General features: G+C 61.4%; 18 protein-coding genes and 1 pseudogene. 11 read left to right on the forward strand and 8 right to left on the reverse strand.

The genetic code is table 11. The annotated features are described in order from the left end of the window. Positions 1-105: 105 nt before the first annotated feature. Positions 106-1512, reverse strand: a complete 1407-nt coding sequence (locus FHX03_RS15320) for an adenylate/guanylate cyclase domain-containing protein (RefSeq protein WP_183854378.1) — start codon at positions 1510-1512, stop codon at positions 106-108. Between the two features lie 122 nt (positions 1513-1634). Then, positions 1635-2120, reverse strand: coding sequence for a MarR family winged helix-turn-helix transcriptional regulator (locus FHX03_RS15325; RefSeq protein WP_097629934.1), 486 nt, complete (start codon positions 2118-2120; stop codon positions 1635-1637). Positions 2121-2336: 216 nt separating this feature from the next. Here FHX03_RS15325 and FHX03_RS15330 point away from each other — a divergent pair, with 216 nt between their 5' ends. The 7 genes from FHX03_RS15330 to FHX03_RS15360 all read left to right on the forward strand — a co-directional run bounded on the left by FHX03_RS15330 (position 2337) and on the right by FHX03_RS15360 (position 12292). Beyond that, positions 2337-3920: an AMP-binding protein gene (locus FHX03_RS15330; protein WP_183781357.1), complete on the forward strand. Its 1584-nt coding sequence runs from the start codon at positions 2337-2339 to the stop codon at positions 3918-3920. Between the two features lie 44 nt (positions 3921-3964). Next, complete coding sequence (locus FHX03_RS15335; RefSeq protein ID WP_064844721.1) at positions 3965-4789, forward strand: p-hydroxycinnamoyl CoA hydratase/lyase; 825 nt, start codon at positions 3965-3967, stop codon at positions 4787-4789. Between the two features lie 55 nt (positions 4790-4844). Beyond that, positions 4845-5951 carry an NAD(P)-dependent alcohol dehydrogenase gene (locus FHX03_RS15340; protein ID WP_183854380.1) on the forward strand — a complete coding sequence of 369 codons (1107 nt, stop codon included), beginning with the start codon at positions 4845-4847 and terminating at the stop codon, positions 5949-5951. Between the two features lie 21 nt (positions 5952-5972). Next, positions 5973-7412, forward strand: a complete 1440-nt coding sequence (locus FHX03_RS15345) for a coniferyl aldehyde dehydrogenase (protein ID WP_097629909.1) — start codon at positions 5973-5975, stop codon at positions 7410-7412. Positions 7413-7698: 286 nt separating this feature from the next. Beyond that, positions 7699-9627 (forward strand): diguanylate cyclase, encoded by a 1929-nt coding sequence (locus FHX03_RS15350; protein ID WP_183854382.1) that lies wholly within the window; start codon positions 7699-7701, stop codon positions 9625-9627. A gap of 86 nt (positions 9628-9713) precedes the next feature. After that, positions 9714-12011 carry an FdhF/YdeP family oxidoreductase gene (locus FHX03_RS15355; protein ID WP_183854384.1) on the forward strand — a complete coding sequence of 766 codons (2298 nt, stop codon included), beginning with the start codon at positions 9714-9716 and terminating at the stop codon, positions 12009-12011. Then, a complete protein-coding gene (locus tag FHX03_RS15360; protein ID WP_183854386.1) occupies positions 12008-12292 on the forward strand; it encodes a hypothetical protein in 285 nt (94 codons plus the stop codon). Before FHX03_RS15355 ends, FHX03_RS15360 begins: the two co-directional genes overlap by 4 nt. 102 nt (positions 12293-12394) lie before the next feature. Here FHX03_RS15360 and FHX03_RS15365 read toward each other — a convergent pair whose 3' ends face one another. The 6 genes from FHX03_RS15365 to FHX03_RS15390 form a co-directional block, all read right to left on the reverse strand. Next, the gene (locus FHX03_RS15365) at positions 12395-13393 is read right to left on the reverse strand and encodes an AraC family transcriptional regulator (RefSeq protein WP_183854388.1); all 999 of its coding nucleotides are present in this window, start codon (positions 13391-13393) and stop codon (positions 12395-12397) included. 1191 nt (positions 13394-14584) lie between these two features. Next, positions 14585-15664, reverse strand: coding sequence for a glycine betaine/L-proline ABC transporter ATP-binding protein (locus tag FHX03_RS15370; protein WP_097629904.1), 1080 nt, complete (start codon positions 15662-15664; stop codon positions 14585-14587). Next, positions 15657-16544: an ABC transporter permease gene (locus FHX03_RS15375; RefSeq protein WP_003592380.1), complete on the reverse strand. Its 888-nt coding sequence runs from the start codon at positions 16542-16544 to the stop codon at positions 15657-15659. Before FHX03_RS15375 ends, FHX03_RS15370 begins: the two co-directional genes overlap by 8 nt. A gap of 95 nt (positions 16545-16639) precedes the next feature. After that, positions 16640-17641: an ABC transporter substrate-binding protein gene (locus FHX03_RS15380; protein WP_054183824.1), complete on the reverse strand. Its 1002-nt coding sequence runs from the start codon at positions 17639-17641 to the stop codon at positions 16640-16642. 67 nt (positions 17642-17708) lie between these two features. Beyond that, positions 17709-18503, reverse strand: coding sequence for a pyrroline-5-carboxylate reductase family protein (locus FHX03_RS15385; RefSeq protein WP_183854390.1), 795 nt, complete (start codon positions 18501-18503; stop codon positions 17709-17711). A gap of 11 nt (positions 18504-18514) precedes the next feature. After that, entirely contained in the window at positions 18515-19144 is a 630-nt protein-coding gene (locus FHX03_RS15390; protein WP_097629902.1) for a TetR/AcrR family transcriptional regulator, read from the reverse strand. A 146-nt stretch (positions 19145-19290) separates the two neighbouring features. Between FHX03_RS15390 and FHX03_RS15395 the strand changes: the two genes are divergently transcribed. From FHX03_RS15395 to FHX03_RS15410, 4 genes and pseudogenes are all read left to right on the forward strand, one after another. Next, positions 19291-21327: an NADH:flavin oxidoreductase gene (locus FHX03_RS15395; protein WP_097629901.1), complete on the forward strand. Its 2037-nt coding sequence runs from the start codon at positions 19291-19293 to the stop codon at positions 21325-21327. A gap of 44 nt (positions 21328-21371) precedes the next feature. After that, positions 21372-21977, forward strand: coding sequence for a dimethylsulfoniopropionate lyase (locus FHX03_RS15400; protein WP_097629900.1), 606 nt, complete (start codon positions 21372-21374; stop codon positions 21975-21977). Positions 21978-22011: 34 nt separating this feature from the next. Further along, a complete protein-coding gene (locus FHX03_RS15405) occupies positions 22012-22761 on the forward strand; it encodes an electron transfer flavoprotein subunit beta/FixA family protein (RefSeq protein ID WP_183854391.1) in 750 nt (249 codons plus the stop codon). Between the two features lie 23 nt (positions 22762-22784). Next, positions 22785-23293 (forward strand): annotated as a pseudogene (locus FHX03_RS15410) (electron transfer flavoprotein subunit alpha/FixB family protein); the annotation flags it as partial.

The following is a 23293-nucleotide window of genomic DNA, read 5'->3' on the forward strand; positions in this document are numbered from 1 at the left end:
CTTGAGGGCCCGAAGCAGCCGTTGAACTAACTGATATTTGATGATTGCTTCCGGCCGTTAGCGGAAACTGCTGAAGTTGACTTGACCTCGAAGAGCAGGCCAACCTCACGACAGGGCGAAGATTTTGACCTCCCGCCCGATGCCCTGAAGTTCCGCCATTCGCGAGGCGGAGCTTATGCTGCTGTCGCGCAGGATCTCCGAAACCTTGATATCGCCGACGATCGCCTCCGTCGTCATGATCACATTGGGATCGGCAAGGCCCTGGACGCGAGAGGCGATATTAACGGTCTGGCCGAAATAATCCTGCCGGTCGTTCAGGTTGACTGCGAGGCATGGCCCCTCATGGATGCCGATCTTCAGGAGAAGATCGTCGCTGCCGTGTTCGGCATTCAACCGAAGCATCGCCTCCCGCATGCGGAGCGCGGCCGCAACGGCGCGGTCCGGGCTCGGGAAGGTCGCCATCACGGCGTCGCCGATGGTCTTGACGACAGCTCCCGCCTCGGTGGCTACGATCTCGTGAAGAACGCGGAAATGCGCCCGCACCAGATCGAAAGCGGCAAGATCTCCGACGCGCTCGTAAAGTGCTGTCGAGCCCCGCAAGTCGGTGAAGAGGAAAGTCAGGCTGGTGATCTTCAGGCGCTGGTCGACGTCTAGCGTGTCGGTCCTGTAGATGTCGCGGAAGCTCTGGTTGGTCAGCAGGCGCTTGGCCGTCAAAAAAGGCCGCCGGCGGCCCAGAAGATCATGCAGCTCATCTCCCGCTATGCAGACATTCGGCACCACGCGGCGATCGGTGTGGTTCTCGAGGGCGAGCCGCAGCAAGCCCGGGCGCAGCGTTACGGTTTCGTTCAGCGCATGCCCCCGGCTGATGACCATGGAGAGGTTTTGGCGCTCACCGGTGGGCTCGCCCTGCACATCGATGAACTGCGCCGAGTGCGTGACCGCATCGAAGATGATGACGAATTGCGAAGGCAGCTGCAGCGAGACGAAAGCCTTCTCGCCCGGCGCCAGCTCTATCATCTCCAGCAGGATGCGTTGAAACTTCGCTTCCAGATCCTCCGGCAGGTCGACGCCGGAGGAGAAGAAGATCTGGCGGTAATATTCGAGCGGAGGCAATCGGTCGGGATCATGGGCAGCGATCCTGCGCACACGCGGACTGACGGTGAACGTTACCTCGACCATCTCGTCGAGGGTCGGTTCGTAACCGGCGGCGCACAGCGCGCAATGATAAGTGTCCTGGACGACGCCTTTCAGGGTTGCGCCGCTGTCGAGAACGCCGCCGCATCCCGGGCAAAGCACATTCCAGGTCATTTCGAACGCGCCTATGCGGGCAGCATGGAGCAGCGCTGCGATCGTTCTCTCTTCATCGAGATGATGTTTTTCGGCGAAGGCCAGCGCATTGATGCGATTGAGATCGCGATCCGAGCCATGCTTGACGACGTTTTCGATGCACTCGACCGTCTGCGGGTCAGCCGCCTGCCGCAGGGTGGCAAAAAGCACGTCCATTTCACTCATGAGACAAGTCTCCGTGTGCAGAACCCACGGCGGACGACGCCTGGACAGGGATCATAACACGGGACTTTCCCAATAGAAATCTATAGGCTTGGATGCCGCGTGCTTCCGAAGCGGAAGCGGGGTCAGTGCCCCTTATAGATCCGCTTCAGCGCCGCCAGCAGCCCATCCAATTCATCAGGCGAAAACAGGTCGATGAAACGCTGTTCATGCGTGTCGATCAGCTTGCGCGCCCGCGCGAGCATCGCACGTCCGGCCTTCGTCAGATGCAGTTCCTGGCGCCGGCGGTCGGCCGCGGAAGGATGGCGCTCGATGAAATCGCGGGCTGCCAGCCGGTTGACGAGGGCCATCATCGTTGCGCGGTCGGTGCCGAGCGTATTGGCAAGGTCGATTTGCGATGCGCCCGGATTGCCCGCGGTGAGTTCCATCACCGCGAGTTGCTTCTGCGTCAGCCCAAGCTCCTCCATGGTTTCGGCGAAGTCGCGATAGATCGCCACATGCGCCATGCGCAGGTGAAAACCTAAGAGATCGCCGAGCCGGCCGACGTCGAGCGGCGGCGTTGCGGAAGCCTCCTCGGCCTCAATTTCGTCCTGCGGTGGTTTTGCGGCCATCATTCGTCTCGCTTCGTTCAGGCGCCATAACCATCAAAATCAGCGGGTTAGTCAATATCTCCGTGTTTGCGGCATCAGGGAAATTTCCCGCGCCGCCTTCGGGGGCCGGATTTGTCAAAACCAGCCTCTTGCATCTGGCCGGAAAAAGATATTAGTATGTGTTGCATACAAATTTGATGCCTGTGGCGGAGGAGCGGCGGGCATGGGGAGGAGAAAATGGCGCATTCCTTTTCCGGGATGGCATCGTCGGCGGATTGCGGGCTGGTGACGGATGATCCGATCCTGTACCGCGCCCGCGTCGCGGGAGATGCTCAGGCTCTGTCCGAGATCGCCACCGGCCGGCAGCTGACCTATGCCGAACTCGATGCGCGCATCGCCCGTTGCGCCGGCCTTTTGAGCGCGATGCTCGGGGTAGGGCGGGATGGAGCGCGTGTCGCCATGCTGGCGCGCAACTCGATCGACTCGATCGTGCTTGCCTTTGCCTGCCAGCGCGCCGGCGCCATCTACGTCCCGCTCAACTGGCGCCTCAGCGCCGCCGAGCTTCGGCCGATTCTTGCCGATTGCGCGCCGGCACTTCTGGTCCATGACGAAGAGTTTTCGGCGGCGGTGGAAAGCCTTGCCGAGGTCGATCCCGAGATGATGGTGATCTGGACGGGAAGTGACCCGGGCGGGCTTGCCGCCCGGATCGAGGCGAGCCTCGCGGTGAAGCCCGTGCCCGTCGATGCGGATCAGCCTTGCGTCCTTCTCTATACGTCAGGCACGACGGGACATCCGAAGGGCGTCGTCATTACCCGCCGCAACGCCTTCTTCGCCGCCATCAATTTTTCCTTCGTTGGCGAGATCGGGCCAGGATCCGTCGCGCTCTGCGACCTGCCGTTCTTCCATACGATCGGCTTGATCGCCGTGGCGCGCACCACATTGATGCTGGGCGGTACGCTCGTCATCTCGGACAGGTTCACGCCGGCGCGCACACTAGCAGCCCTTGCCGACCGGCAGCGCGCCATCACCCATTATTTCGCCGTGCCACAGATCGCGCTCGCCTTGCGTGGCGATCCCGCCTATAGCGCCGCGGCTCTTTCCGGCCTGCATGCGCTCTTTGTCGGCGGCGCGCCGCTGACGCAGGCCTTGATCGAGAGCTATCTCGGCGACGGCGTGGCGCTGGTCAACGGCTACGGCATGAGTGAGGCCGGAACGGTGCTGCACGTGCCGATCGACCGGCGCGCAGTACGGGACAATCCCGGCAGCGTCGGTCTGCCGGCACCGCTGCTCGACATCCGCATCGTCGGTGAGGATGGCCGCGACGTCGGGGAAGGTGAGATTGGCGAACTCTGGCTGCGCGGCCCCGCGGTGACGCCCGGTTACTGGAACAAGCCCGAGGAAACCGCTGCCGCCTTCGCCGACGGCTGGTACCGCACCGGCGATCTCGGCCGGCGCGAGGTAAACGGCTTCTATCGCATCGTCGACCGGCTGAAGGACATGTATATCAGCGGCGGCGAAAATGTTTACCCCGCCGAGGTCGAGGCCGCGCTCGCAGGCCATCCCGATATTCTCGACGTGGCGGTCCTCGGCATTCCCGACATCAAATGGGGCGAATGCGGCATTGCCTATATCGTGTTGCGGCCCGGTGCTGCGGTAACGGGTGAGGCGATTGCCGGCCATTGCGCCGCAAGGCTCGCCGCCTTCAAGCGTCCGGCGCGCATCCTCTTCGTCGAGACCATTCCTCGCACCGCCTCCGGCAAGGTGCAGAAGCATGTTCTGCGCCAGCTGCATTCCGACGAAACCCTTCAACGACAGGCCTGATTAAGCGGCCCCGGCATTCATGCCGAAACCAATGGAGTAGACCCATGACTGATATGAAATCGCCGGTTCTGGTCGAATTCGACAATGGCATTGCTTTCGTGACCCTCAACCGTCCTGAAAAGCGCAATGCGATGAACCCGGCTCTGAACGCCCGGATGATGGACGTGCTCGATGAACTCGAGGGCGACGAGCGCTGCGGGGTCCTCGTCCTGCGCGGCGCCGGCGAGTCCTGGTCCGCCGGCATGGATCTGAAGGAATATTTCCGCGACAATGACGACAAACCGCGGGATGCGACGCTGAAGGCGCGGCGCCAATCCGGCGGCTGGTGGGGCCGGTTGATGTATTTCGAAAAGCCGACGATCGCCATGGTCAACGGCTGGTGCTTCGGCGGCGCCTTTACACCGCTGGTTTCCTGCGATCTCGCCATTGCCGCCGAGGAGGCGAATTTCGGCCTTTCCGAAATCAATTGGGGCATCCTGCCGGGTGGCAACGTCACCCGCGCGGTTGCCGAGGTGATGCGCCATCGCGACGCGCTCTACTACATCATGACCGGCGAGTTGTTCGGTGGACGCAAGGCCGCCGAAATGGGCCTCGTCAACGAGGCCGTGCCGCTCGCCGAGCTTGAAACCCGGGTCCGCAAGATCTGCGCCAGCCTGCTCGAAAAGAACCCGGTGACGCTGAAGGCGGCCAAGGACACTTATAAGCGCGTGCGCAACCTGCCCTGGGATCTCGCCGACGACTACATCTACGCCAAGCTGGAGCAGATGCTGTTTCTCGACAAGACCAAGGGACGCGACGAGGGGCTGAAACAGTTCCTTGACGACAAGACCTATCAGCCGGGGCTCGGCGCCTATAAGCGCGGCCGCTGACGGAGGCGAGGCGTACCGGGCCGTTTCGTGGGGCAATCATCGGGAAGAGGATACCATGAAGATTCATGCCGCAGTGGCGCGTGCGCCGCATAAGCCGTTTTCGCTGGAAAGCCTCGATCTGGAGGAGCCGCGCGAGGGGGAAATCCTGGTTCGCGTCGTCGCGACCGGGGTTTGCCACACCGATATCGTCATGCGCGACCAGCACCTGCCGGTGCCGCAGCCGGTCGTGCTCGGTCATGAAGGTGCTGGAATCGTCGAGCGTGTCGGGCCGGGCGTTGCCAAGGTGGTCCCAGGCGATCATGTCGTCATGACCTTCAATTCCTGCGGCCATTGCCCGAGCTGCAACGATCACGAAGAGACCTATTGCCACGAATTCTTCCCGCGCAATTTCTTCGGTTCGCGCGCCGATGGTTCGAGCGGGCTCTCCTGCAGGGGGGAGCGGGTGAACGGCAATATTTTCGGGCAATCCTCTTTCGCCAGCCACGCGCTCTGCCATGAGCGCAATATCGTCAAAGTGCCTGAAGATGCGGATCTGGCGCTGCTCGGGCCGCTCGCCTGCGGCATCCAGACCGGCGCCGGCGCGGTCATGAATGCGCTGAAAGTTGAACCCGGAAAAGTGCTCGCGGTTTTCGGCCTGGGTTCGGTCGGCCTAGCCGCCGTGATGGCGGCGCGGATCGTCGGCGCTTCCAGGATCATCGCCGTCGACGTCAACGAGGCGAGGCTGGCGCTTGCCGCCGAGCTCGGCGCGACCGATATCGTCAACGGCAAGGCGAACGATGCCGTTGCCGCGATCATGGCGCTGACTGGCGCCGGTGTCGATTATGCGATCGATGCTTCCGGCGTGCCTGCCGTCATCGATCAATGCGTGCGGGTGCTGGCGCCGCGCGGCACCTGCGGCATCGTCGGCGCCTCGCCGCACGGCGCGACGCTGACACTCGACCTCACCCATATCCTCTCCGGTGGACGCCGGGTGCGCGGCATCGTCGAGGGTGATTCCAATCCAGACGTGCTGATCCCTCTGCTGATCGAGCTCCACAGGCAGGGCCGCTTCCCCTTCGACAGGCTGGTCACCTTCTATGATTTCGCCGACCTCAACCGGGCGGTGGAGGATGCGGAAAAGGGCATCGTGCTGAAACCGGTCGTGCGTCAGCCGGCCGTCTGACATCGTTCAAGGGAGGAAAGAATGAACACCGTCGCCCCAATCGCTACCGATACCAGTCCCGACGCCATGAAGGCGCTGCTTGCCCGGCAAAGGGCATCCTTCCTGAAAGAAGGGCCGCCTGATATCGACACCCGCATCGATCGCATCGACCGCGTCGTCGCCCTTCTTGTCGACAACAAGGACGCGATTGCCGCGGCTCTCTCGGATGATTTCGGCAGCCGCAGTGTCGAGGCAAGCCTGCTGCTCGACGTTTTTACCTGCGTCGGTTCGCTCAAATATGCCAAGGCACATCTGGCCGAATGGCTGAAGCCGGAAGAGCACGAGGCATTGTTCCCGGATGCCGTCGCCAAAGTGGTCTATCAGCCGAAGGGCGTGGTCGGGATCCTCAGCCCCTGGAATTTTCCCTATCAGCTCGCCCTCGCGCCGCTTGCCGGCATTCTCGCCGCCGGCAATCGCGCCATGATCAAACCGTCGGAGGTGACGCCGGCTTCGTCAGCGCTGATGGCGGAACTCGTCGCCCGCGCTTTCGACGACTCGGAAATCGCCGTCGTTCAGGGTGGACCGGCGACCGGTACCGCCTTTACATCACTTGCCTTCGACCATCTGATCTTCACCGGCGGCACCGCAATCGCCCATCACGTCATGCGTGCGGCGGCGGAAAACCTGACGCCGCTCACACTTGAACTCGGCGGCAAATCGCCGGTGGTCGTTGGGCGCTCGGCCGATCTGGCGGATGCGGCCCGCCGCGTCATGACCGTCAAGACGCTGAATGCCGGCCAGATCTGCCTGGCGCCGGACCATGTCTATGTGCCGGAGGAAAGCGTCGAAGCCTTTGCCGAGCACGCGATGGCGGCGGTCGCCGCAATGTATTCGACGCTGAAGGAAAATCCGGATTACACTTCTATGGTCAATGCCCGCCATCACGCCCGCGTCCAGGGCCTGGTCGACGACGCCAGAGCCAAGGGCGCCCGTATCGTCGAGATCAACCCGGCGGCGGAGAATTTCTCGCAGCAACCGGCACACCGCATACCGCCGACACTCATTCTGGATCCGAGCGAGGATATGCGCGTGCTGCAAGAGGAAATCTTCGGGCCGGTGCTGCCGGTTCTTCCCTATCGCGATATCGCCGACGTCATCGATCGGATCAACGCCCGGCCGCGCCCGCTCGCTCTCTATTATTTCAGCCAGGATGGTGAAGAGGAGGCCCGCGTTCTCGACAATACGACGTCCGGCGGCGTGACGGTCAACGACTGCATGAGCCACGTCACGGCCGAAGGCCTGCCCTTCGGCGGTGTCGGCCATTCCGGCATGGGCGCCTATCACGGCAAATTCGGCTTCCTCGCCTTCTCGCATCCACGCGCCGTCTATCACCAGAGCAAAATGGTGGAAGCGGAATATATGATGCGGCCGCCCTTTGGCGAGGCGATGCGCGGCTTTCTGGCCGGGGCGATCTGCAAGTAACGGAGGACAAGCCCGGCGGCCTACGCCGGGCTTCCTCGTCCGGACGCAGACGGCCGGGAATTTCCACTGCAACTCCAGGAACATGCGCGCCTTTTGATCGCGTAATAATAGTCCGATTGCGCGGGCTTATCCGAATTACGCAGTATTGTGCCATCACCAGGCATGTCCAGCCGAAGCGAACGGCATTTGTTAAACATGCCTTATAACAGGCGTGCCAGCCTTGCCTGGTCGATACTCCATGCCGCTCCATAAGATCGGTTTAACCAAGCTCAAACCAGTTTCGCCTATGATGAGTTCGTTACATGTCGTGGAAGGTGGATACAGCGCGGTGAATGGCAATTGGACGCAATTCGGTGGCAACCTTTCCTTCGTGTGCCTGGCAATTTCGCTCTGGGCGCTTTTTTCGATTGAGTTTCAGCGCCGGTCCTTCAGGCAGGAAAAAGTCGCCTTCGGGATCATAGCCGGCGGCGCCTCCATCGGATCCATATTGCTGGCCGTTGAATTCCACCCCGGCATCTATATCGACCTGCGTTTTTCGCCGCTTGCATTGGCCGGCATGTTCGGGGGGCCGATCGCGGCGGCCTTTGCCGCGGCGTTGGCGATGGCCTTTCGTTTTGTCGTCGGCGGCACAGCGATGGTCGACGGGATTATCACCATGGCCATCGCCACCGGCATTGGCTTGGCCGGTCATTTCTGGACCCGCAAGAGATCGCCGGAGCTTAAGGACGTTGCGTTGCTAAGCCTTGCCCTTGGCGTTGCATTGGTCCTGTCGATGGCCCTGCTTCCCACCTTGGTGAATGCCCATGTGCTCGCCGGCGTCGGTTTCCCCCTGACGGCATTGAATTGTCTCGCGACTGTTCTGGGTGGTTTCGTTCTGCTGAAGACACAGCAATGGGAGCTGGAGCGAAGCATATTGGTGACCGCATTTTCGCAGTCGCCCGATTATCTCTATGTGAAGGATCGAAACAGCAGGTTCATCACCGTCAATGAAAACATGACCCGCCTCTTCCGCTTCCGGACCACGGCGGAGATGATCGGATTGTCGGATTTCAATCTGATGTCGCGGCCGCTCGCCGAGGAATTATATTATCTCGAGCAGCAGGTCATAGACACCGGGGTGCCGCTGATCGATTCTACCGAGCATATCGAAGGCAGATTCCTGCTCGCCTCCAAAGTGCCGCTGCGGGACAAGCAGGGGCGGGTGATCGGCCTTGCGGGCGTCACGCGCGATGTTACCGAGCGCACCGCCCTGGAGCGGGAATTGCGCGAAAGCAAGAACCTGCTCTCGCATGCGATGGCCGGTATGTCCGATGGCATCGCCATGTATGACAGCAAGGGCTTTATCCTTTTTTGCAACGAGCAGTATCGCAATGCGTTCCCGCTCTCCGGAGAGGCCCGCGTGGTCGGCGCTCATATCAGTGACATCCTGCGTCGTGTCGTCGAAACCGGCGAGCGGCCTGGTATTCCCGATGATGTGGACGGGTGGATCAAGGCTGCCACCGCCTCGCTGCACAGCAACAAGGATGAAGAGGTTCAGCTTCATAACGGCGACTGGCGCAGCATCCGGACAAGGCTTGCGGAAGACGGCACGGCGATGGCGGTCGTCTCCGACATTACGGCGACGAAACAGGCGGAAATCGCACTCAGGCTGTCGGCGGAGCAGCTGAAGAGCCTTGCTGAAACCGACGGCCTCACTGGCATGGTCAACCGCCGCGCCTTCGACGAAGCTTTCGCTCGCGAGACTGCGGGTAGCGCCAGGAGAAACACGCCGTTCAGCCTGCTGATGGTCGATATCGACCGCTTCAAGGCCTATAATGACACCTATGGTCATCCTGCCGGAGACCAATGCCTGCGGGTCGTCAGCAAGTGTCTGCGCCAATCCGTCAGTCGGCCGGCAGACATTGTCGCCCGTTACGGCGGCGAGGAGTTCGTAGTGTTCCTGCCCGACACCAGCGCCAAAGGCGCAATGATCGTCGCCGAGCAATTCGCGCGGCGCCTGGCCCAGGAGAATATCGCCCATTCCGGCAGCGAATTCGCCCGGGTGACGGCAAGCATCGGCATCTCCTGTGCGACCGGAGCCGTTCTGCGGACCAACCCGAACCGCCTGCTGACCGAGGCCGACGCGGCGCTCTATGACGCCAAGACCCAAGGCCGCAATCGCATTCTGGCCCATTCGCCCAACGGCGAACGGCATGCGATGAAGGAAGCCGGTTAAGTCGAGATCTTTCTTCGATAGGTTTTTTCTATCAAGCCATCGCGCCTGCCGCCTTGATGTTTTTCGCGCTTCGACAATAAGGGCGCATGGACTCAAAATTCATTGGTAAGAAATCGGCGGCCGCCGGCGGCTGGGGCGCTTTGAAGAGCTGCGGCAAGCAATTGCTGCAAAGCGGCATGCCCATCTCGGGTGCGCGCACCATGCTGAAGGCGAACCAGCCTGATGGTTTCGATTGCCCGGGCTGCGCCTGGGGCGATCCGGAACACGGATCGTCGTTCGAGTTCTGCGAAAACGGCGTGAAGGCGGTGGCCTGGGAGGCGACGGAGAAGCGGGCAACGCCCGCCTTCTTCGCCAAGAATACGGTGTCTGAGCTTCGTCGGCTGACGGATTATGAACTTGAACTCAACGGCCGCCTGACGCATCCGATGCGCTACGATGCGGCGAGCGACCGTTATCTGCCAGTTTCGTGGCAGGATGCCTTTACCGAGATCGGCGGCATCCTGAAGGGTCTCGATACCCCCAACCGGGCGGAGTTTTACACTTCGGGTCGGGCGAGCAACGAAGCCGCCTTCCTGTATCAGCTGTTCGTGCGCGTCTACGGCACCAACAATTTTCCCGATTGCTCCAACATGTGCCACGAAGCAAGCGGTATCGCCATGCGCCAGGCCGTCGGCGTCGGCAAGGGCACGGTGCTTCTGGAGGATTTCGAAGAGGCCGACGCGATCTTCGTGATCGGGCAGAACCCTGGCACCAACCATCCGAGAATGCTCGGAGACTTGCGTCGTGCGGCGATCCGCGGCGCGCGCGTCGTCGTCTTCAACCCGATCCGCGAGCGCGGCCTGGAGCGCTTCTCCGATCCGCAGGACAAGATCGAGATGCTGCGCGGCGGTTCGACCGATATCGCCAGCCTTTATCTGCAGCCGCAGCTCGGCGGCGACATGGCTGCGGTGCGCGGAATGGCCAAGGCCGTGCTGGCTAGAGAAGACAGAGCGGCCGCCGCTGGCCAACCCGCCGTTCTCGATCACGCATTTCTCACGGAACACTGCGCGGATTTTCAGGCGTATCGGACAGCGGTCGAGGCGACGAGCTGGGCTGAGATCGAGGACCAGTCGGGACTGAGCCGGGAGGAGATCGAGCGGGCGGCCGATGTCTATATCAACGCCGAGCGGGTCATCTGCACTTGGGCGATGGGCGTGACGCAGCATCTGCATTCCGTTGCGACGATCCGCGAGATCGCCAATTTCATGTTCCTGCGCGGCAATATCGGCCGGCCGGGTGCCGGCCTTTGCCCGGTTCGCGGCCATTCCAACGTGCAGGGTGACCGCACCGTCGGCATCAACGAAAAGCCACCGGAGGATTTCCTCGATGCGCTGGAAAAACACTTCCGCTTCACCGTTCCTCGCGAACATGGCCACAATGTCCTTGCGGCGATCGGCGCGATGCTCGACGGCTCTGCCGAAGCCTTCATCGGACTTGGCGGCAATTTCGCCCGCGCCACGCCTGACAGTGCACTCGTTGAAAGGGCGCTGCGGCGGCTGAAGCTGACGGTGCACATCGCAACCAAACCCAATCATTCGCATCTCATGCCTGGCGAGACGGCCTTCATCCTGCCGTGCCTCGGGCGCACCGAGATGGATCTGAACGCGGCGGGCAACTCCCAACTCGTGAGCGTCGAGGATTCGATGAGCATGGTGCATGGTTCTGCCGGTATCAATCGCCCGGCCTCGCCGCATCTCCTCTCGGAAGTGGCCATCATCGCTGGCATTGCACAGGCGACGGTCGGCTCCGCCGTGGTTGACTGGGCAGAGCTCGCCGACGACCACGACCGCATCCGCGATCACATCGAGGCGACCATTCCCGGTTTCGAAAACTACAATAAGCGCCTGCGCAAGCCCCGCGGTTTCCACCTGCGCAACGCAGCAAGCCATCGGGAGTGGGACACATCGGCAGGCAAAGCGTCGTTCTCGTCGGAGGGGCTTCCCGCGGAGACGGTCCATCAGAGGGCGCGAAAGGGCGAGGGACGTCGTTTCGCCCTGCAGACATTCCGGTCGCACGATCAATACAATACGACGGTCTATGGTCTGGATGACCGATATCGCGGCGTCTACGGAGAGCGGCAGGTCATTTTTATTCATCCGGCCGACCTGAAGGCGATGAATGCCGAGGCCGGTGACCGCATCGACGTGGTCGGCGAGCATCATGACGGCATCGAGCGCATTGCCGGGAATTTTCGCCTGGTGCCCTATGACATTCCGAGGGGCAGCATCGCCGGTTATTATCCCGAGCTGAACGTGCTGGTGCCGCTTGGCAGCGCCGGCAAGGAAAGCGATACGCCCACCTCGAAATCGATCATGGTGTCCTTGCGCGGGCGAAACGCCGCGTGAACAATGAGCTATCCGACGCCTATCGATTTTTCGCCCTTGTCGCTGCGGCGCAAGCCGGGGACATCCGCCTGACATCCATACAGGCGGGCCTCCTCGTCGCCGCCGAACTCGGGATCGCGCGCGACAGCCGCGCCTTTGCACGCAAGCTCGGGATTGCCCATTCCCTCGTTCTGCGGGAACTGAACGATCTGGCGGCGAGGGAGGGGGTCCTTGAGATCGTCAAGCGGGATCCGAGGACGATGAGAGTGCACTACACATTGCCGCCGGCTTCCGCGTCCTAAAGCGCGTCGCGATCTTTCAGATTCGCTTGGTCTTTGTTTTTCCGCATGTCTTTACCGCAAAACCGCAGCACATTTTTGCGGGACATGCTTTAACCCCGGCGGCTACAAACGGCAGACGCGCTTCCGGGTGTCGGAAGGGTATTCGCCGTAGGTCGATTTGTAGACTGCGGAAAACCGGCCGAAATGAAAGAAGCCCCATTTGAGACAGATCCCTTTCATGCTCTCCTTGCTCTCGGGGTCGAGCAGCTCCTGCCGCGCCGCGCGCAAGCGAAGCGTCAACAGATAGACGGCGGGAGAGGTGCCCCTGAAGGCGCGGAAGCCGGTTTCGAGCGCCCGGCTGGAGACGCCGGCCGCCTCGGCGACCTTCGGCATGGTGATCGGCTGATCGATATTGGCCTGCATGTATTCGATCGCCTTGCGCACGTGCCGGGGAGCGATGAGCGCAGGCCCCTTGTCGAGGAAATGCGACAGCCGGTTCGGAACCATGCGCACGACAAGATCGGCCAGCGCCTGCGTCATATGCGCCATGGCGATCGGTGACTGCAGCAAGGGGCCGTTGTCGCGCATGCCGATGGCGATCGTCTCCGTCAGGTTGCCGATCGTCCGGCCGACCGGCGTCGACAGATCCAGTTCGGGCAATAGATCGAGAGAGCCGCTGAACGGCATTTCGAACGTCTGGCCGATCGTCTGCAGGATCACCGACCAGTTGATCAGCAATTCGTCGATGACATTCGACTGGCCGTACATGAGGACACTATCTGGTTCGAAATTGTTATAGAGAAGCAGTTTTCCTTCCCCCGCCTCGGCGACGCGGGACCCGTAAGCCACTCCCATGCCGCCGCTGCGCGGTACGACAATCGACAGATATTCCGCCGTATCGACTGTCGGCTCGATGTTGAACTGAAACTCCGCAGCGTGATAGCCGGTTAGAAGGACAGCGCTGTCATTTGCGGAGAAATCCAACCCCCAGTGGAAGTCCTGGGCGCGGCCGACAGGCTCGGCATCGAAGGCGCCGAAGGCCCCGCCGAGCGTTTCGACCATGTTGTCGAAGGACGAACCCCGAAACCGGAACGAGAATGGCGCAGGGCTATTGTCGGACATGCTGCTCCCATTGTTCAGTGTGGCTGCGTTGACCTGCCCTTCCCAACTGCTTGCGGATCCCGGCGCGACGCGCGATCCCTGCTGACGGATGAATGTGCGTACCTCTATCCGTCATGCCGGTCGTCATCGATCGCCGCGGATTGGGCGAGGCTTGCCTATATTCTAGCTTATCGGGGGTTGGAGCGCAGCAGGCCTTGGCCGAGCAGGTGGATCTCCGCACGGTATCGGCAGCGAGATCAGCGCCTTGCACAAGCCGATACCGGCCGAACTCGGACGTGGCAGACGTCAAACAATCCAACCTGTTGAACGCATTATCGACAGTTCCCATCCACTTGGTTTTTGCAGCTTAAGGGCCGGAACTGGCAGACATGGGAACAATAGGCAAGCCGTCACGCCGCCGGCTATCGGTGGTGAAACGATTACGCAGCGGGGTAATTTTATGGAGTGTATCCGTGAGGCCACGAAAGGCTCAACGCGGCGATCTTGCCGAGACACGCATCATGACTGAAGCTGTGGAGAATATCCCACTCAGGGATCTGCGCAGTCGCCTGCCGAAGGTTCTATAGTGGACCGCTTAATAGCCTTCGGCAGGCAGACAGGCATGCTGGCATACGCACGGGATGGGGTGCGTATGTATGATCCCTTCCATCCGTTTTGGGGGTGATGGATGAACGGGCTTGGCTTGAGGACCGCTGACCATCATGGCCTTGGTCGACAAACATCTTATTGCTCCGTGGCCATCGAGCAATTGTCGGCCGCCGATAAAGTCGGCCAAGCGGCTTTTCGCGACGCAGTCTGGACTGCTTTTGCGCAAAATGTATAAGAAAGCGCTGGCTGGAGGCGTGTTCGCGCCGCGGCTTGCGCAAGGTGGATAGAGATCTTGAAGGTCTCGTTTGGCACACAGGAGAGCTTGCTTAAGCAGCAAGCGGGAAGACTCCGGCGTCACAGCTCCAATGCAGCCCGCCTACACTCATAGAAGGCATGGGGCGCTTGGCGCGGGGCGGCGCAGTCTCGGGTTTCGATGACATCGGTACCCCGCGAGCGCAATTCCTCGCCCAGCCGGTGTTGTGATCGATCAGGCATCAAGAAGCCATTTCAAGCCTCTTCAAGGTCCTGCGACGGCCGGCTTTCCGGAGATGGCGACGTGCTTGGTGTCGCCAGCGAAACGGAAAGACGGCCGCATTGGCAGTTTCAGAGGGCGACCGACAGGGCGCTGTCGCGCTGGGGAGCCATCTCTTGTGAGTTCACCATCGCGCTTGCGAGCTGGCGGAAAGTGACGAGCCCTAAGGTTTCTCCGGAAGGCGAAACTACCCTGGCGTCGCCCTCTGGCGCCGATGACAGGATCCGGACGGCTTCTTCGACGGTCGTTCCCGCCACAATCGCCAGTCCAACCGGCGCCGCACCGGAGTGCAGCGGCGTCATGACGGCTTCGACGTGGATGACCCTGCCGCGATTGACCTCCTTGACGAAGTTGGCGATGTAGTCGTCTGCCGGGCGCAGGACGATGTCCTGGCTGGTGCCCTGCTGGATGACTTCGCCGTCGCGCAGGATGGCGATCTGGTCGCCGAGACGCAGTGCCTCGTCGAGATCGTGGGTGATGAAGACGATGGTCTTCTTTATCTCCTTCTGGATATCGAGAAGCACTGTCTGCATGTCGGTGCGAATCAACGGATCGAGCGCCGAATAGGCTTCGTCCATCAGAAGCACCGGGGCGTCGTTGGAGAGCGCTCTGGCCAGGCCGACGCGCTGCTGCATGCCGCCGGAGAGCTGGTTGGGATAGCGCTGCTCGAAGCCCTTCAGCCCGACCCGTTCGAGCCAGCGCATGGCGATGTCGACGGCTTTTGCCCGCTCCATGCCCTGCACTTCGAGGCCGAAGATGGTGTTGTCGAGCACATTGCGGTGCGGCAGAAGCGCGAACTTCTGAAACACCATCGCCGTCTGGTGGCGGCGAAACGCCCGCAATTCGGTCTCGTTCATCTTCACGACATCGACGCCGTCGACCAGCACTTCGCCGGCGGTCGGGTCGATCAGCCGGTTGATGTGGCGGATCAGCGTCGATTTGCCCGAACCCGACAGACCCATGACGACCTGGATGCGGCCAGAGGGGATCTCGACATTGATGTCCCTGAGGCCGAGCACATGACCGTGCTTTTCGTTGAGCTCGGTCTTCGACAGTCCCTTCTGCACCGCATCGACATGCGCGGCGGGGTTGGGGCCGAAGATCTTGTAGAGATGGCGGATCTTAATGCCGCCGAAACGATGCTCAGCCATGGACGGTCTCCCGATGCTTCTGGAGCCTTTTGCCATATGCCTGGCTGACTCGGTCGAAGATGATGGCGATGCCCACGATGGCAAGACCATTGAAGATACCCAGCGTGAAATACTGGTTGGCGATCGCCTTGAGCACCGGCTGGCCGAGGCCCTGAACGCCGATCATGGAGGCGATGACCACCATGGCGAGCGCCATCATGATCGTCTGGTTGATGCCGGCCATGATGGTGGGCAGCGCCAGCGGCAGCTGCACCTTGAACAGCTTCTGCGATCGCGATGTGCCGAAGGCGTCGGCGGCTTCGAGCACGTCCTTGTCGACGAGGCGGATGCCGAGATCGGTCAGGCGGATCATCGGCGGGATGGCGTAGATGACGACGGCGATCAGGCCGGGCACCTTGCCGATGCCGAGCAGCATGACGACCGGGATGAGGTAGACGAAGCTCGGCATCGTCTGCATGACGTCGAGGATCGGATTGATGACGCGCTGCAGCCGGTCGGAGCGGGCCATCAGGATGCCCATCGGAATGCCGATGGCGATGGATAGAATGGTGCAGACGAAGATCATCGAGACCGTCCGCATCGTATCGTCCCACATGTCGAAATAGCCGATCAGCATCAGCGTCACCAGACAGCCGAAGACGATCTTCAGGCTGCGGCTGGCAAACCAGGCGATGGCAAGGACGATCAGGGTGATGATCGGCCACGGCGTCTGCGTCATGAACCGCTCGGCGGCAATCAGGAAATGCTGCAGTGGCACGAACAGGGTTTCGATGCCGTCGCCATAGGCGCGGGTGAATCCGCGAAAGCCGTCATCGATCGCCTTCTTCAGATTGCGAAGCGCGTCGTCGTCCATATGCGGGAATTTGTAAAACCATTCCATTCGGTTCCCCTTTTCTTCAAAGAGCCGCGGCCGTCTTTTTGTTTTTATCGGCGAGTGAGAAGCGGTGCGCTTTCGGCGCACCGCGATAGTCAGTGTTAAAGGGCAGCTTCGATCTTCGTGGCTGCCTCCGGCGAAACCCACTTGGACCAGATGTCCTTGTTTTCCTTCAGGAAGTGCTTGGCGCCGTCTTCGCCGGTCGCCTGGTTGTCGGTCATCCACGACATCAGCTTGTTGACCGTGTCGTTGCTCCAGGAGCGCTTCGCCAGATAGTCCATGACTTCAGGCCCGACCTTTTCCGAGAAGGGCTTGGCAACCAGGGTGACGACGTGATCGACCGGCCACGAAGCGGGCTTCGGGTCGGGGCAGTCGGCGACGGTGATGCAGCGCTTCCATTCGGCGGAATCCTCCGGCACGCCGGCTTCGAGCTTGACCATCTGATACTTGCCGAGCAGCGCGGTCGGTGCCCAGTAATAGCCGGCCCAGCCTTCCTTGCGTTCGTAGGCCTTGGCGATCGAACCGTCGAGGCCGGCGGCAGAGCCGGTGTCGACGAGGGTGAAGCCGGCCTTCTCAGCCTCAAAGCCCTTGTAGAGCTGTGAGGTGACGACCGTGCCGCCCCAGCCCTGCGGACCGTTGAAGATGGCGCCCTTCTTCGGATCCTCGGGATCGGGGAAGAGTTCCGGATGCTTCAGCACGTCGCCGATCGTCTTGATATCGGGATGAGCATCGGCGACATATTTGGGGATCCACCAGCCCTGCACGCCGCCATCCGGCAGCGGCGAGCCGACCTGGACGATGCGGCCTTCTTCCGTGCCCTTCTTGACGACGTCGGGCAGCAGATCAATCCAGGCTTCGGGCGCGATGTCCGGCTGGCCCTTTTCGGCCATGGAAGTGATCGTCGGGACCGTGTCGCCGACGGTGATGTCAGCACTGCAGCCATAGCCTTCGTTCAGAATGAACTTGTCCAGGTTGGAGAGAACTTCGGCGCTCTGCCAGTTCATGCTGGCGATGGTGACGCTGCCGCATTCGGCGGCGCTGGCGAATGACGCGCCGCCGATCAGGCCGAACGTCAAACACGTCGATGCAAGTAATTTTTTCATTCTCGTTCCCTCTGTTTAGCGGCTTGTCTCGTCGAGCGGGGTGCCGCAGTGCCCGCCCCAACGGTCGTCAGGAAACCTTTCCCATACTCACCGATTTCTGAAATGCTGCCGACAATCCCGTGGCAACCGAAGCGTCGAATCCCGCAGCGCGCATGCTGTCGATGGCCGCCGCAGTCGTGCCGCGATAGTCAAGAAAGGTTTGAACGACGTCATCCGGGCTCTCGTCGCGGCGCTCCAAAAGGCGGCCGGCGCCCGATATCACCGTATTGACGGCGCGGCGCGCAATCTCGGCCGGCAGACCGTGTGCGACGGCATCGCTCATCATGGCGGCCGCAAGCAGCGCCGGGAACGCCGGTCCGGAACCGGAAAGGCCTGTGAGGTAATCGATGTCGCTTTCGCGTGCGACCTCGTCTTGTGAGCCGCAGGCGTCGAAAATGGCGCGGACGACGGCGCGGTCGCCTTCCGTAATGTCGCCCGCAGCAATCCACGGCGTATAGGACTTGGCCACTTCGGCACCGGCATTCGGCAAGGCGCGGACAACACGACCGGTCTTGTGGCGTTGCGAAAGGGCGGCAAGGCCGATGCCCGCCATGACCGAAATGATGAGCTTGCCGCCGGCATCGACGTCAAGGGTCCGCCAGTCATCGGGCCGGACGGAGAGAAGGATCACGTCCGAGCGGTCGGCAAGCGCCTGATTGTCGGAGGTCCAGAAAGAATTCGAGAAGCGATCCGGCTGCTGACTGCGATAGGAGAGCGAGAGATTTCCAGGCTCGATCAGGCCGGCATCGACAATCGAGCCGGCGATTGCTCCGCCCAGCCAGCCGCCGCCGCCAATTATGCCGATCCTCAAGGAAACGCTCATCCGGGCCTCCTTTAACCGGGCCTGTAGGCATGCCGGGAGAAGAAGCGATCAAGCTCCCTCTGCTGCGGCACTTCGCCCGTGTAGATCGCAATATATTCCGGAATCCGTTTCATGCGGACGGCGAGTTCCTCCCTTGATTGCATGGAAATATATCCGATCTGGACAAGGTACGTTGTGCGCGCTCTGACATCCGATGTCGTTTCTGGTAACCCGAACCGCATGAACATGCGTTTCAGCGCCTCCAGCCGGAGCTGATCAGCCTGCTGGACCTCGGCGAGAAGCTCGTCGGATTGCAGCGCCCAGCTGCGCACGGCAAATTCGAACTTCGCGTCGAACAGATCGTTGTCGAGCCAGCAATCGAAGACGTTGAGCATCGCCTCGGCCAGCGATTCCGCATAGGCTTCGGACCGCTTGACGATGTTGCCGGTGTTTTTGTCGCGCCATAGCGCTACGAGCGCGCTCAACAGCTCCTCCCGATCCTTGAAGAACCAGTAGAAGCTCGTGCGCGAGAGATTGAGTTTTTTCGCCAGCGGCAGAATCTTCACCGAATCCACGCCGGATTCCAACAGGGAGTGGTAAGCTGCATCCAGCCATCCCTCCTGCGATCCGCGCCAGCCAGTGTCGTTCATAGCCTGATCCATGCTTTATCCCCTATCAAATTATGAAGTCGTGCACAAGAAAAATGTACATGAGTGTCTAAAATAGCGACCTGACTGTTTTCATCGTTGACACATATGTACATTGCGCTTAGCGTCTCCTTCGATGTTTTAATCCGGAACCACGACCCATGTCGAATGATCCTCTTCTACAGCCCTATCAGCTCAAACATTTGAAGTTGCGCAACCGTATCATTGTGACATCCCACGAGCCGGCCTATCCGGAAGACGGCATGCCGAAGGAGAAGTATCGCGCCTATACGGTGGAGCGGGCAAAGGGCGGGGTGGCTTTGACGATGACGGCGGGCTCGGCGGCCGTCTCCAAGGATAGTCCGCCGGTCTTCAACAACCTGCTTGCCTATAAGGACGAGATCGTTCCCTGGATCAGGGAGATGACCGACGCCGTGCACGAAGAGGGTGCGGCGATTATGATCCAGCTGACCCATCTCGGCCGGCGCACGCGCTGGGATAAGGGTGACTGGCTGCCGGTTCTCGCGCCCTCACATCATCGCGAGGCTTCGCACCGCGCCTTCCCGAAGAAAATGGAAGATTGGGATATCGAGCGCGTCATCAAGGATTTCGCCGACGCGGCCGAACGCATGAAGGCGGGCGGCATGGACGGTGTCGAACTTGAGGCTTACGGTCACCTGATCGACCAGTTCGTGTCTCCGCTCACCAACGAGCTCGATGGCCCCTATGGCGGCTCGCTGGATAATCGCCTGCGCTTCTGTTTCGACGTGTTCAAGGCGATCCGGAAAAGGGTGGGCGACGATTTCATTCTCGGCCTGCGCTATACCGCCGACGAATGTCTTCCCGGCGGCACCGGCAAGGCAGAAGGCATCGAAATCTCCAAGCGTCTGAAGGCAAGTGGCCTCATCGATTATCTGAACGTGATCCGCGGCCACATCGATACCGATGCGGGTCTCACCGACGTCATCCCGATCCAGGGCATGGCGAATTCGCCGCATCTCGACTTCGCCGGCGAGATCCGGGCCGCGACCGACTTCCCGACCTTCCATGCGGCGAAGATTCCCGACGTCGCCACCGCCCGCCACGCAATCGCGGCCGGCAAGGTCGATATGGTCGGCATGACCCGCGCCCATATGACCGACCCGCATATCGTCCGCAAGATCATCGAAAAGCGGGAAGACGATATCCGTCCCTGCGTCGGCGCCAATTACTGTCTCGATCGCATCTACCAGGGCGGGGCCGCCTACTGCATCCACAACGCCGCGACCGGCCGCGAACTGACCATGCCGCATATCGTAGCGAAGGCCGACGCCAGGAAAAAGGTCGTCATCGTCGGCGCCGGCCCGGCCGGTCTGGAAGCGGCGCGCGTCGCCGGAGAGCGCGGCCATAAGGTGGTCGTCTTCGAAGCGGCGAACAATGCCGGCGGCCAGATCCGGCTCACCGCCCAAAGCGAGCGCCGCAGGGAAATGATCAGCATCATCGACTGGCGCATGAGCCAGTGCGAGAAATACGACGTCACCTTCCACTTCAATAGCTGGGCGGAAGCCGACACGATTGAAGCCGAGAACCCCGACGTCGTCATCATCGCGACCGGCGGCTTGCCGCATACCGAGGTTCTCTCGCGCGGCAACGAGCTAGTGGTCTCTTCCTGGGACATCATCTCCGGCGATGTGAAGCCAGGCACCAATGTACTGATCTTCGACGATGCCGGCGACCATGCCGGCCTTCAGGCGGCGGAGTTTCTCGCCAAGGCCGGCGCCAAGGTCGAGATCATGACGCCGGACCGGTCCTTCGCGCCCGAAGTCATGGCCATGAACCTAGTGCCCTATATGCGCTCGCTTCAGAAGCATGACGTCACCTTCACCGTGACCTATCGCCTGGAGGCCGTCGAGAAGAGCGGCAACCAACTCGTCGCCCATGTCGGCAGCGATTACGGCGGGATTGCCAAGCAGAGCAGCTTCGACCAGATCGTCGTCAATCACGGCACGATCCCGCTCGACGAACTCTATTTCGAGCTGAAGCCCAGCTCCAGCAATCTCGGCGAGATGTCGCACGACCAGCTTCTTTCCGGGGAACCGCAATCCGTCATGCGCAATCCCGAGGGCAAGTTCCAGTTGTTCCGGATCGGCGATGCTGTCGCTGCGCGCAATACGCATGCCGCCATTTATGACGGCCTGCGCATCGCCAAGGATATATGATCGCAGGAGCGGCCGCTCGTCGGCCGCTCATTTCGGGGGGCGATATGAGTTTACGCGAGGAAAGTCTCCAGCGTTTCGTGGATGCCGCGTCTCTGGCTTTCGATCGGTTCGCGAAGGCCCCGGAGTCCCGGCGCTCGATCCGTCAATTTTTTGCGGCGTTGGAGCAGCCCGGGAGCGGGCGTGCGGGGGAGGGAAGTCGCTTGCCCGTCTGCGCTCAGCTTGATGTGGCGCTTGCGGTTGATCCCTCTTATGATACTTCGCTGTCGCGATTGATCGAGGCGTTCAAAGGCATCGAGCCGATGCTTGAATGGCGTCGGCGCACCAAGTATGACCACACCGCCGGCGACAATTTCGTCGATGGGCATGCCAATGCCATGATCGTCGGCCCGGGAGGATTGGAGGAGCGGAGCGACCTGTGGCTGGGTGTGACATTGCTGGCACCGCACGTGCGCTATCCCGATCACGACCACCCGCCGGAGGAAGTTTATCTCGTGCTTTCCGAGGGAGAATTTCAGCAAGGGGAAGGGGACTGGTTTTCGCCTGGTATCGGCGGATCGTTCTACAATATCCCCGGGATCAAACATGCCATGAGGTCGGTGGATACACCGCTCTTCGCCTTCTGGGCGCTGCTTGCCGAACGGCCGCACTGATGGCCGGCAGTCTAGAAATAAAGGGGTTTTGCAAATGAAGATTCTCGTGCCCGTCAAGCGCGTCGTCGATTACAACGTGAAGATCCGAGTGAAGCCGGATGGTTCCGGTGTCGAGCTTGCCAATGTGAAGATGTCGATGAACCCGTTCGACGAGATCTCGGTGGAAGAGGCGCTGCGGCTGAAAGAAGCCGGCAAGGCCGAGGAAGTGGTGGTGGTGTCGATCGGCCCTGCCAAGGCCGAGGAGACGCTGCGCACGGCACTCGCCATGGGTGCCGACCGGGCGATCCTGGTCGAGACCGATGATGCCGTCGAACCACTGGCGGTCGCCAAGATCCTCAAGGGTGTCGCCGATGCCGAACAGCCGGGTCTGATCATCGTCGGCAAGCAGGCGATCGACGATGACAGCAACCAGACCGGCCAGATGCTGGCCGCACTTCTGGGGTCTGCCCAGGCGACCTTCGCCTCGAAGATCGAGATCGGCGACGGCAAGGCTGAGGTCACCCGCGAGGTCGATGGCGGCCTGCAGACCATCGAGGTCAAGCTGCCGGCGGTAATCACATCGGATCTGCGTCTCAACGAACCGCGTTATGCCTCGCTGCCGAACATCATGAAGGCGAAGAAGAAGCCGCTCGACAAGAAGTCGCCTGATGATTTCGGCGTCTCCACCACGCCGCGGCTGAAGGTGCTGAAGACCGAGGAACCCAGTGGCCGCAAGGCCGGCGTCAAGGTCAAGTCGGTCGCCGAACTGGTCGACAGACTGAAGAACGAAGCCGGCGTGCTTTAAGGCAGGAAAGAGAGAACACCATCATGACCATTCTTCTTCTGGCCGACCACGACAATGTCAACCTTTCCGACCAGACCGCCAAGGCGCTGACGGCAGCAAGCCAGATCGGCTCCGATATCCACATCCTCGTTGCCGGCAAGGGCGCCAAGACTGCGGCCGACGCCGCTGCCAAGCTCGCCGGCGTCTCCAAGGTGCTGCTGGCCGAAAGCGACGCGCTTGCCAACAATCTGGCCGAACCGCTTGCCGACCTGATCGTCTCGCTGGCCGGCTCTTATGACACCATCGTCTCTGCCGCCACCTCGGTCGGCAAGAATGTGCTGCCGCGCGTCGCTGCCCTGCTCGATGTCGCCCAGGTCTCGGAGATCATCGAGGTTGTCAGCCCCGACACCTTCAAGCGGCCGATCTATGCCGGCAATGCCATCCAGACGGTGCAGGCAAGCGATACCAGGAAGGTGATCACCGTGCGCACCGCCTCGTTTGCCTCGGCTGCCGAAGGCGGCTCTGCAACGGTGGAGGCGATCGCGGCGGTCTC

Source organism: Rhizobium sp. BK456 (assembly GCF_014194045.1).
Lineage (GTDB): Bacteria > Pseudomonadota > Alphaproteobacteria > Rhizobiales > Rhizobiaceae > Rhizobium > Rhizobium redzepovicii.

Bases quoted from the DNA above. Each gene is read 5' to 3' on its own strand.
- FHX03_RS15370 (WP_097629904.1), bottom strand. From the start codon at position 15,664: ATGGCTGAGCATCGTTTCGGCGGCATTAAGATCCGCCATCTCTACAAG.
- FHX03_RS15375 (WP_003592380.1), bottom strand. From the start codon at position 16,544: ATGGAATGGTTTTACAAATTCCCGCATATGGACGACGACGCGCTTCGC.
- FHX03_RS15325 (WP_097629934.1), bottom strand. From the start codon at position 2,120: ATGGCCGCAAAACCACCGCAGGACGAAATTGAGGCCGAGGAGGCTTCC.
- FHX03_RS15345 (WP_097629909.1), top strand. From the start codon at position 5,973: ATGAACACCGTCGCCCCAATCGCTACCGATACCAGTCCCGACGCCATG.
- FHX03_RS15395 (WP_097629901.1), top strand. From the start codon at position 19,291: ATGTCGAATGATCCTCTTCTACAGCCCTATCAGCTCAAACATTTGAAG.
- FHX03_RS15385 (WP_183854390.1), bottom strand. From the start codon at position 18,503: ATGAGCGTTTCCTTGAGGATCGGCATAATTGGCGGCGGCGGCTGGCTG.
- FHX03_RS15330 (WP_183781357.1), top strand. From the start codon at position 2,337: ATGGCGCATTCCTTTTCCGGGATGGCATCGTCGGCGGATTGCGGGCTG.
- FHX03_RS15365 (WP_183854388.1), bottom strand. From the start codon at position 13,393: ATGTCCGACAATAGCCCTGCGCCATTCTCGTTCCGGTTTCGGGGTTCG.
- FHX03_RS15355 (WP_183854384.1), top strand. From the start codon at position 9,714: ATGGACTCAAAATTCATTGGTAAGAAATCGGCGGCCGCCGGCGGCTGG.
- FHX03_RS15390 (WP_097629902.1), bottom strand. From the start codon at position 19,144: ATGGATCAGGCTATGAACGACACTGGCTGGCGCGGATCGCAGGAGGGA.
- FHX03_RS15350 (WP_183854382.1), top strand. From the start codon at position 7,699: ATGATGAGTTCGTTACATGTCGTGGAAGGTGGATACAGCGCGGTGAAT.
- FHX03_RS15335 (WP_064844721.1), top strand. From the start codon at position 3,965: ATGACTGATATGAAATCGCCGGTTCTGGTCGAATTCGACAATGGCATT.
- FHX03_RS15320 (WP_183854378.1), bottom strand. From the start codon at position 1,512: ATGAGTGAAATGGACGTGCTTTTTGCCACCCTGCGGCAGGCGGCTGAC.
- FHX03_RS15340 (WP_183854380.1), top strand. From the start codon at position 4,845: ATGAAGATTCATGCCGCAGTGGCGCGTGCGCCGCATAAGCCGTTTTCG.
- FHX03_RS15405 (WP_183854391.1), top strand. From the start codon at position 22,012: ATGAAGATTCTCGTGCCCGTCAAGCGCGTCGTCGATTACAACGTGAAG.
- FHX03_RS15380 (WP_054183824.1), bottom strand. From the start codon at position 17,641: ATGAAAAAATTACTTGCATCGACGTGTTTGACGTTCGGCCTGATCGGC.
- FHX03_RS15400 (WP_097629900.1), top strand. From the start codon at position 21,372: ATGAGTTTACGCGAGGAAAGTCTCCAGCGTTTCGTGGATGCCGCGTCT.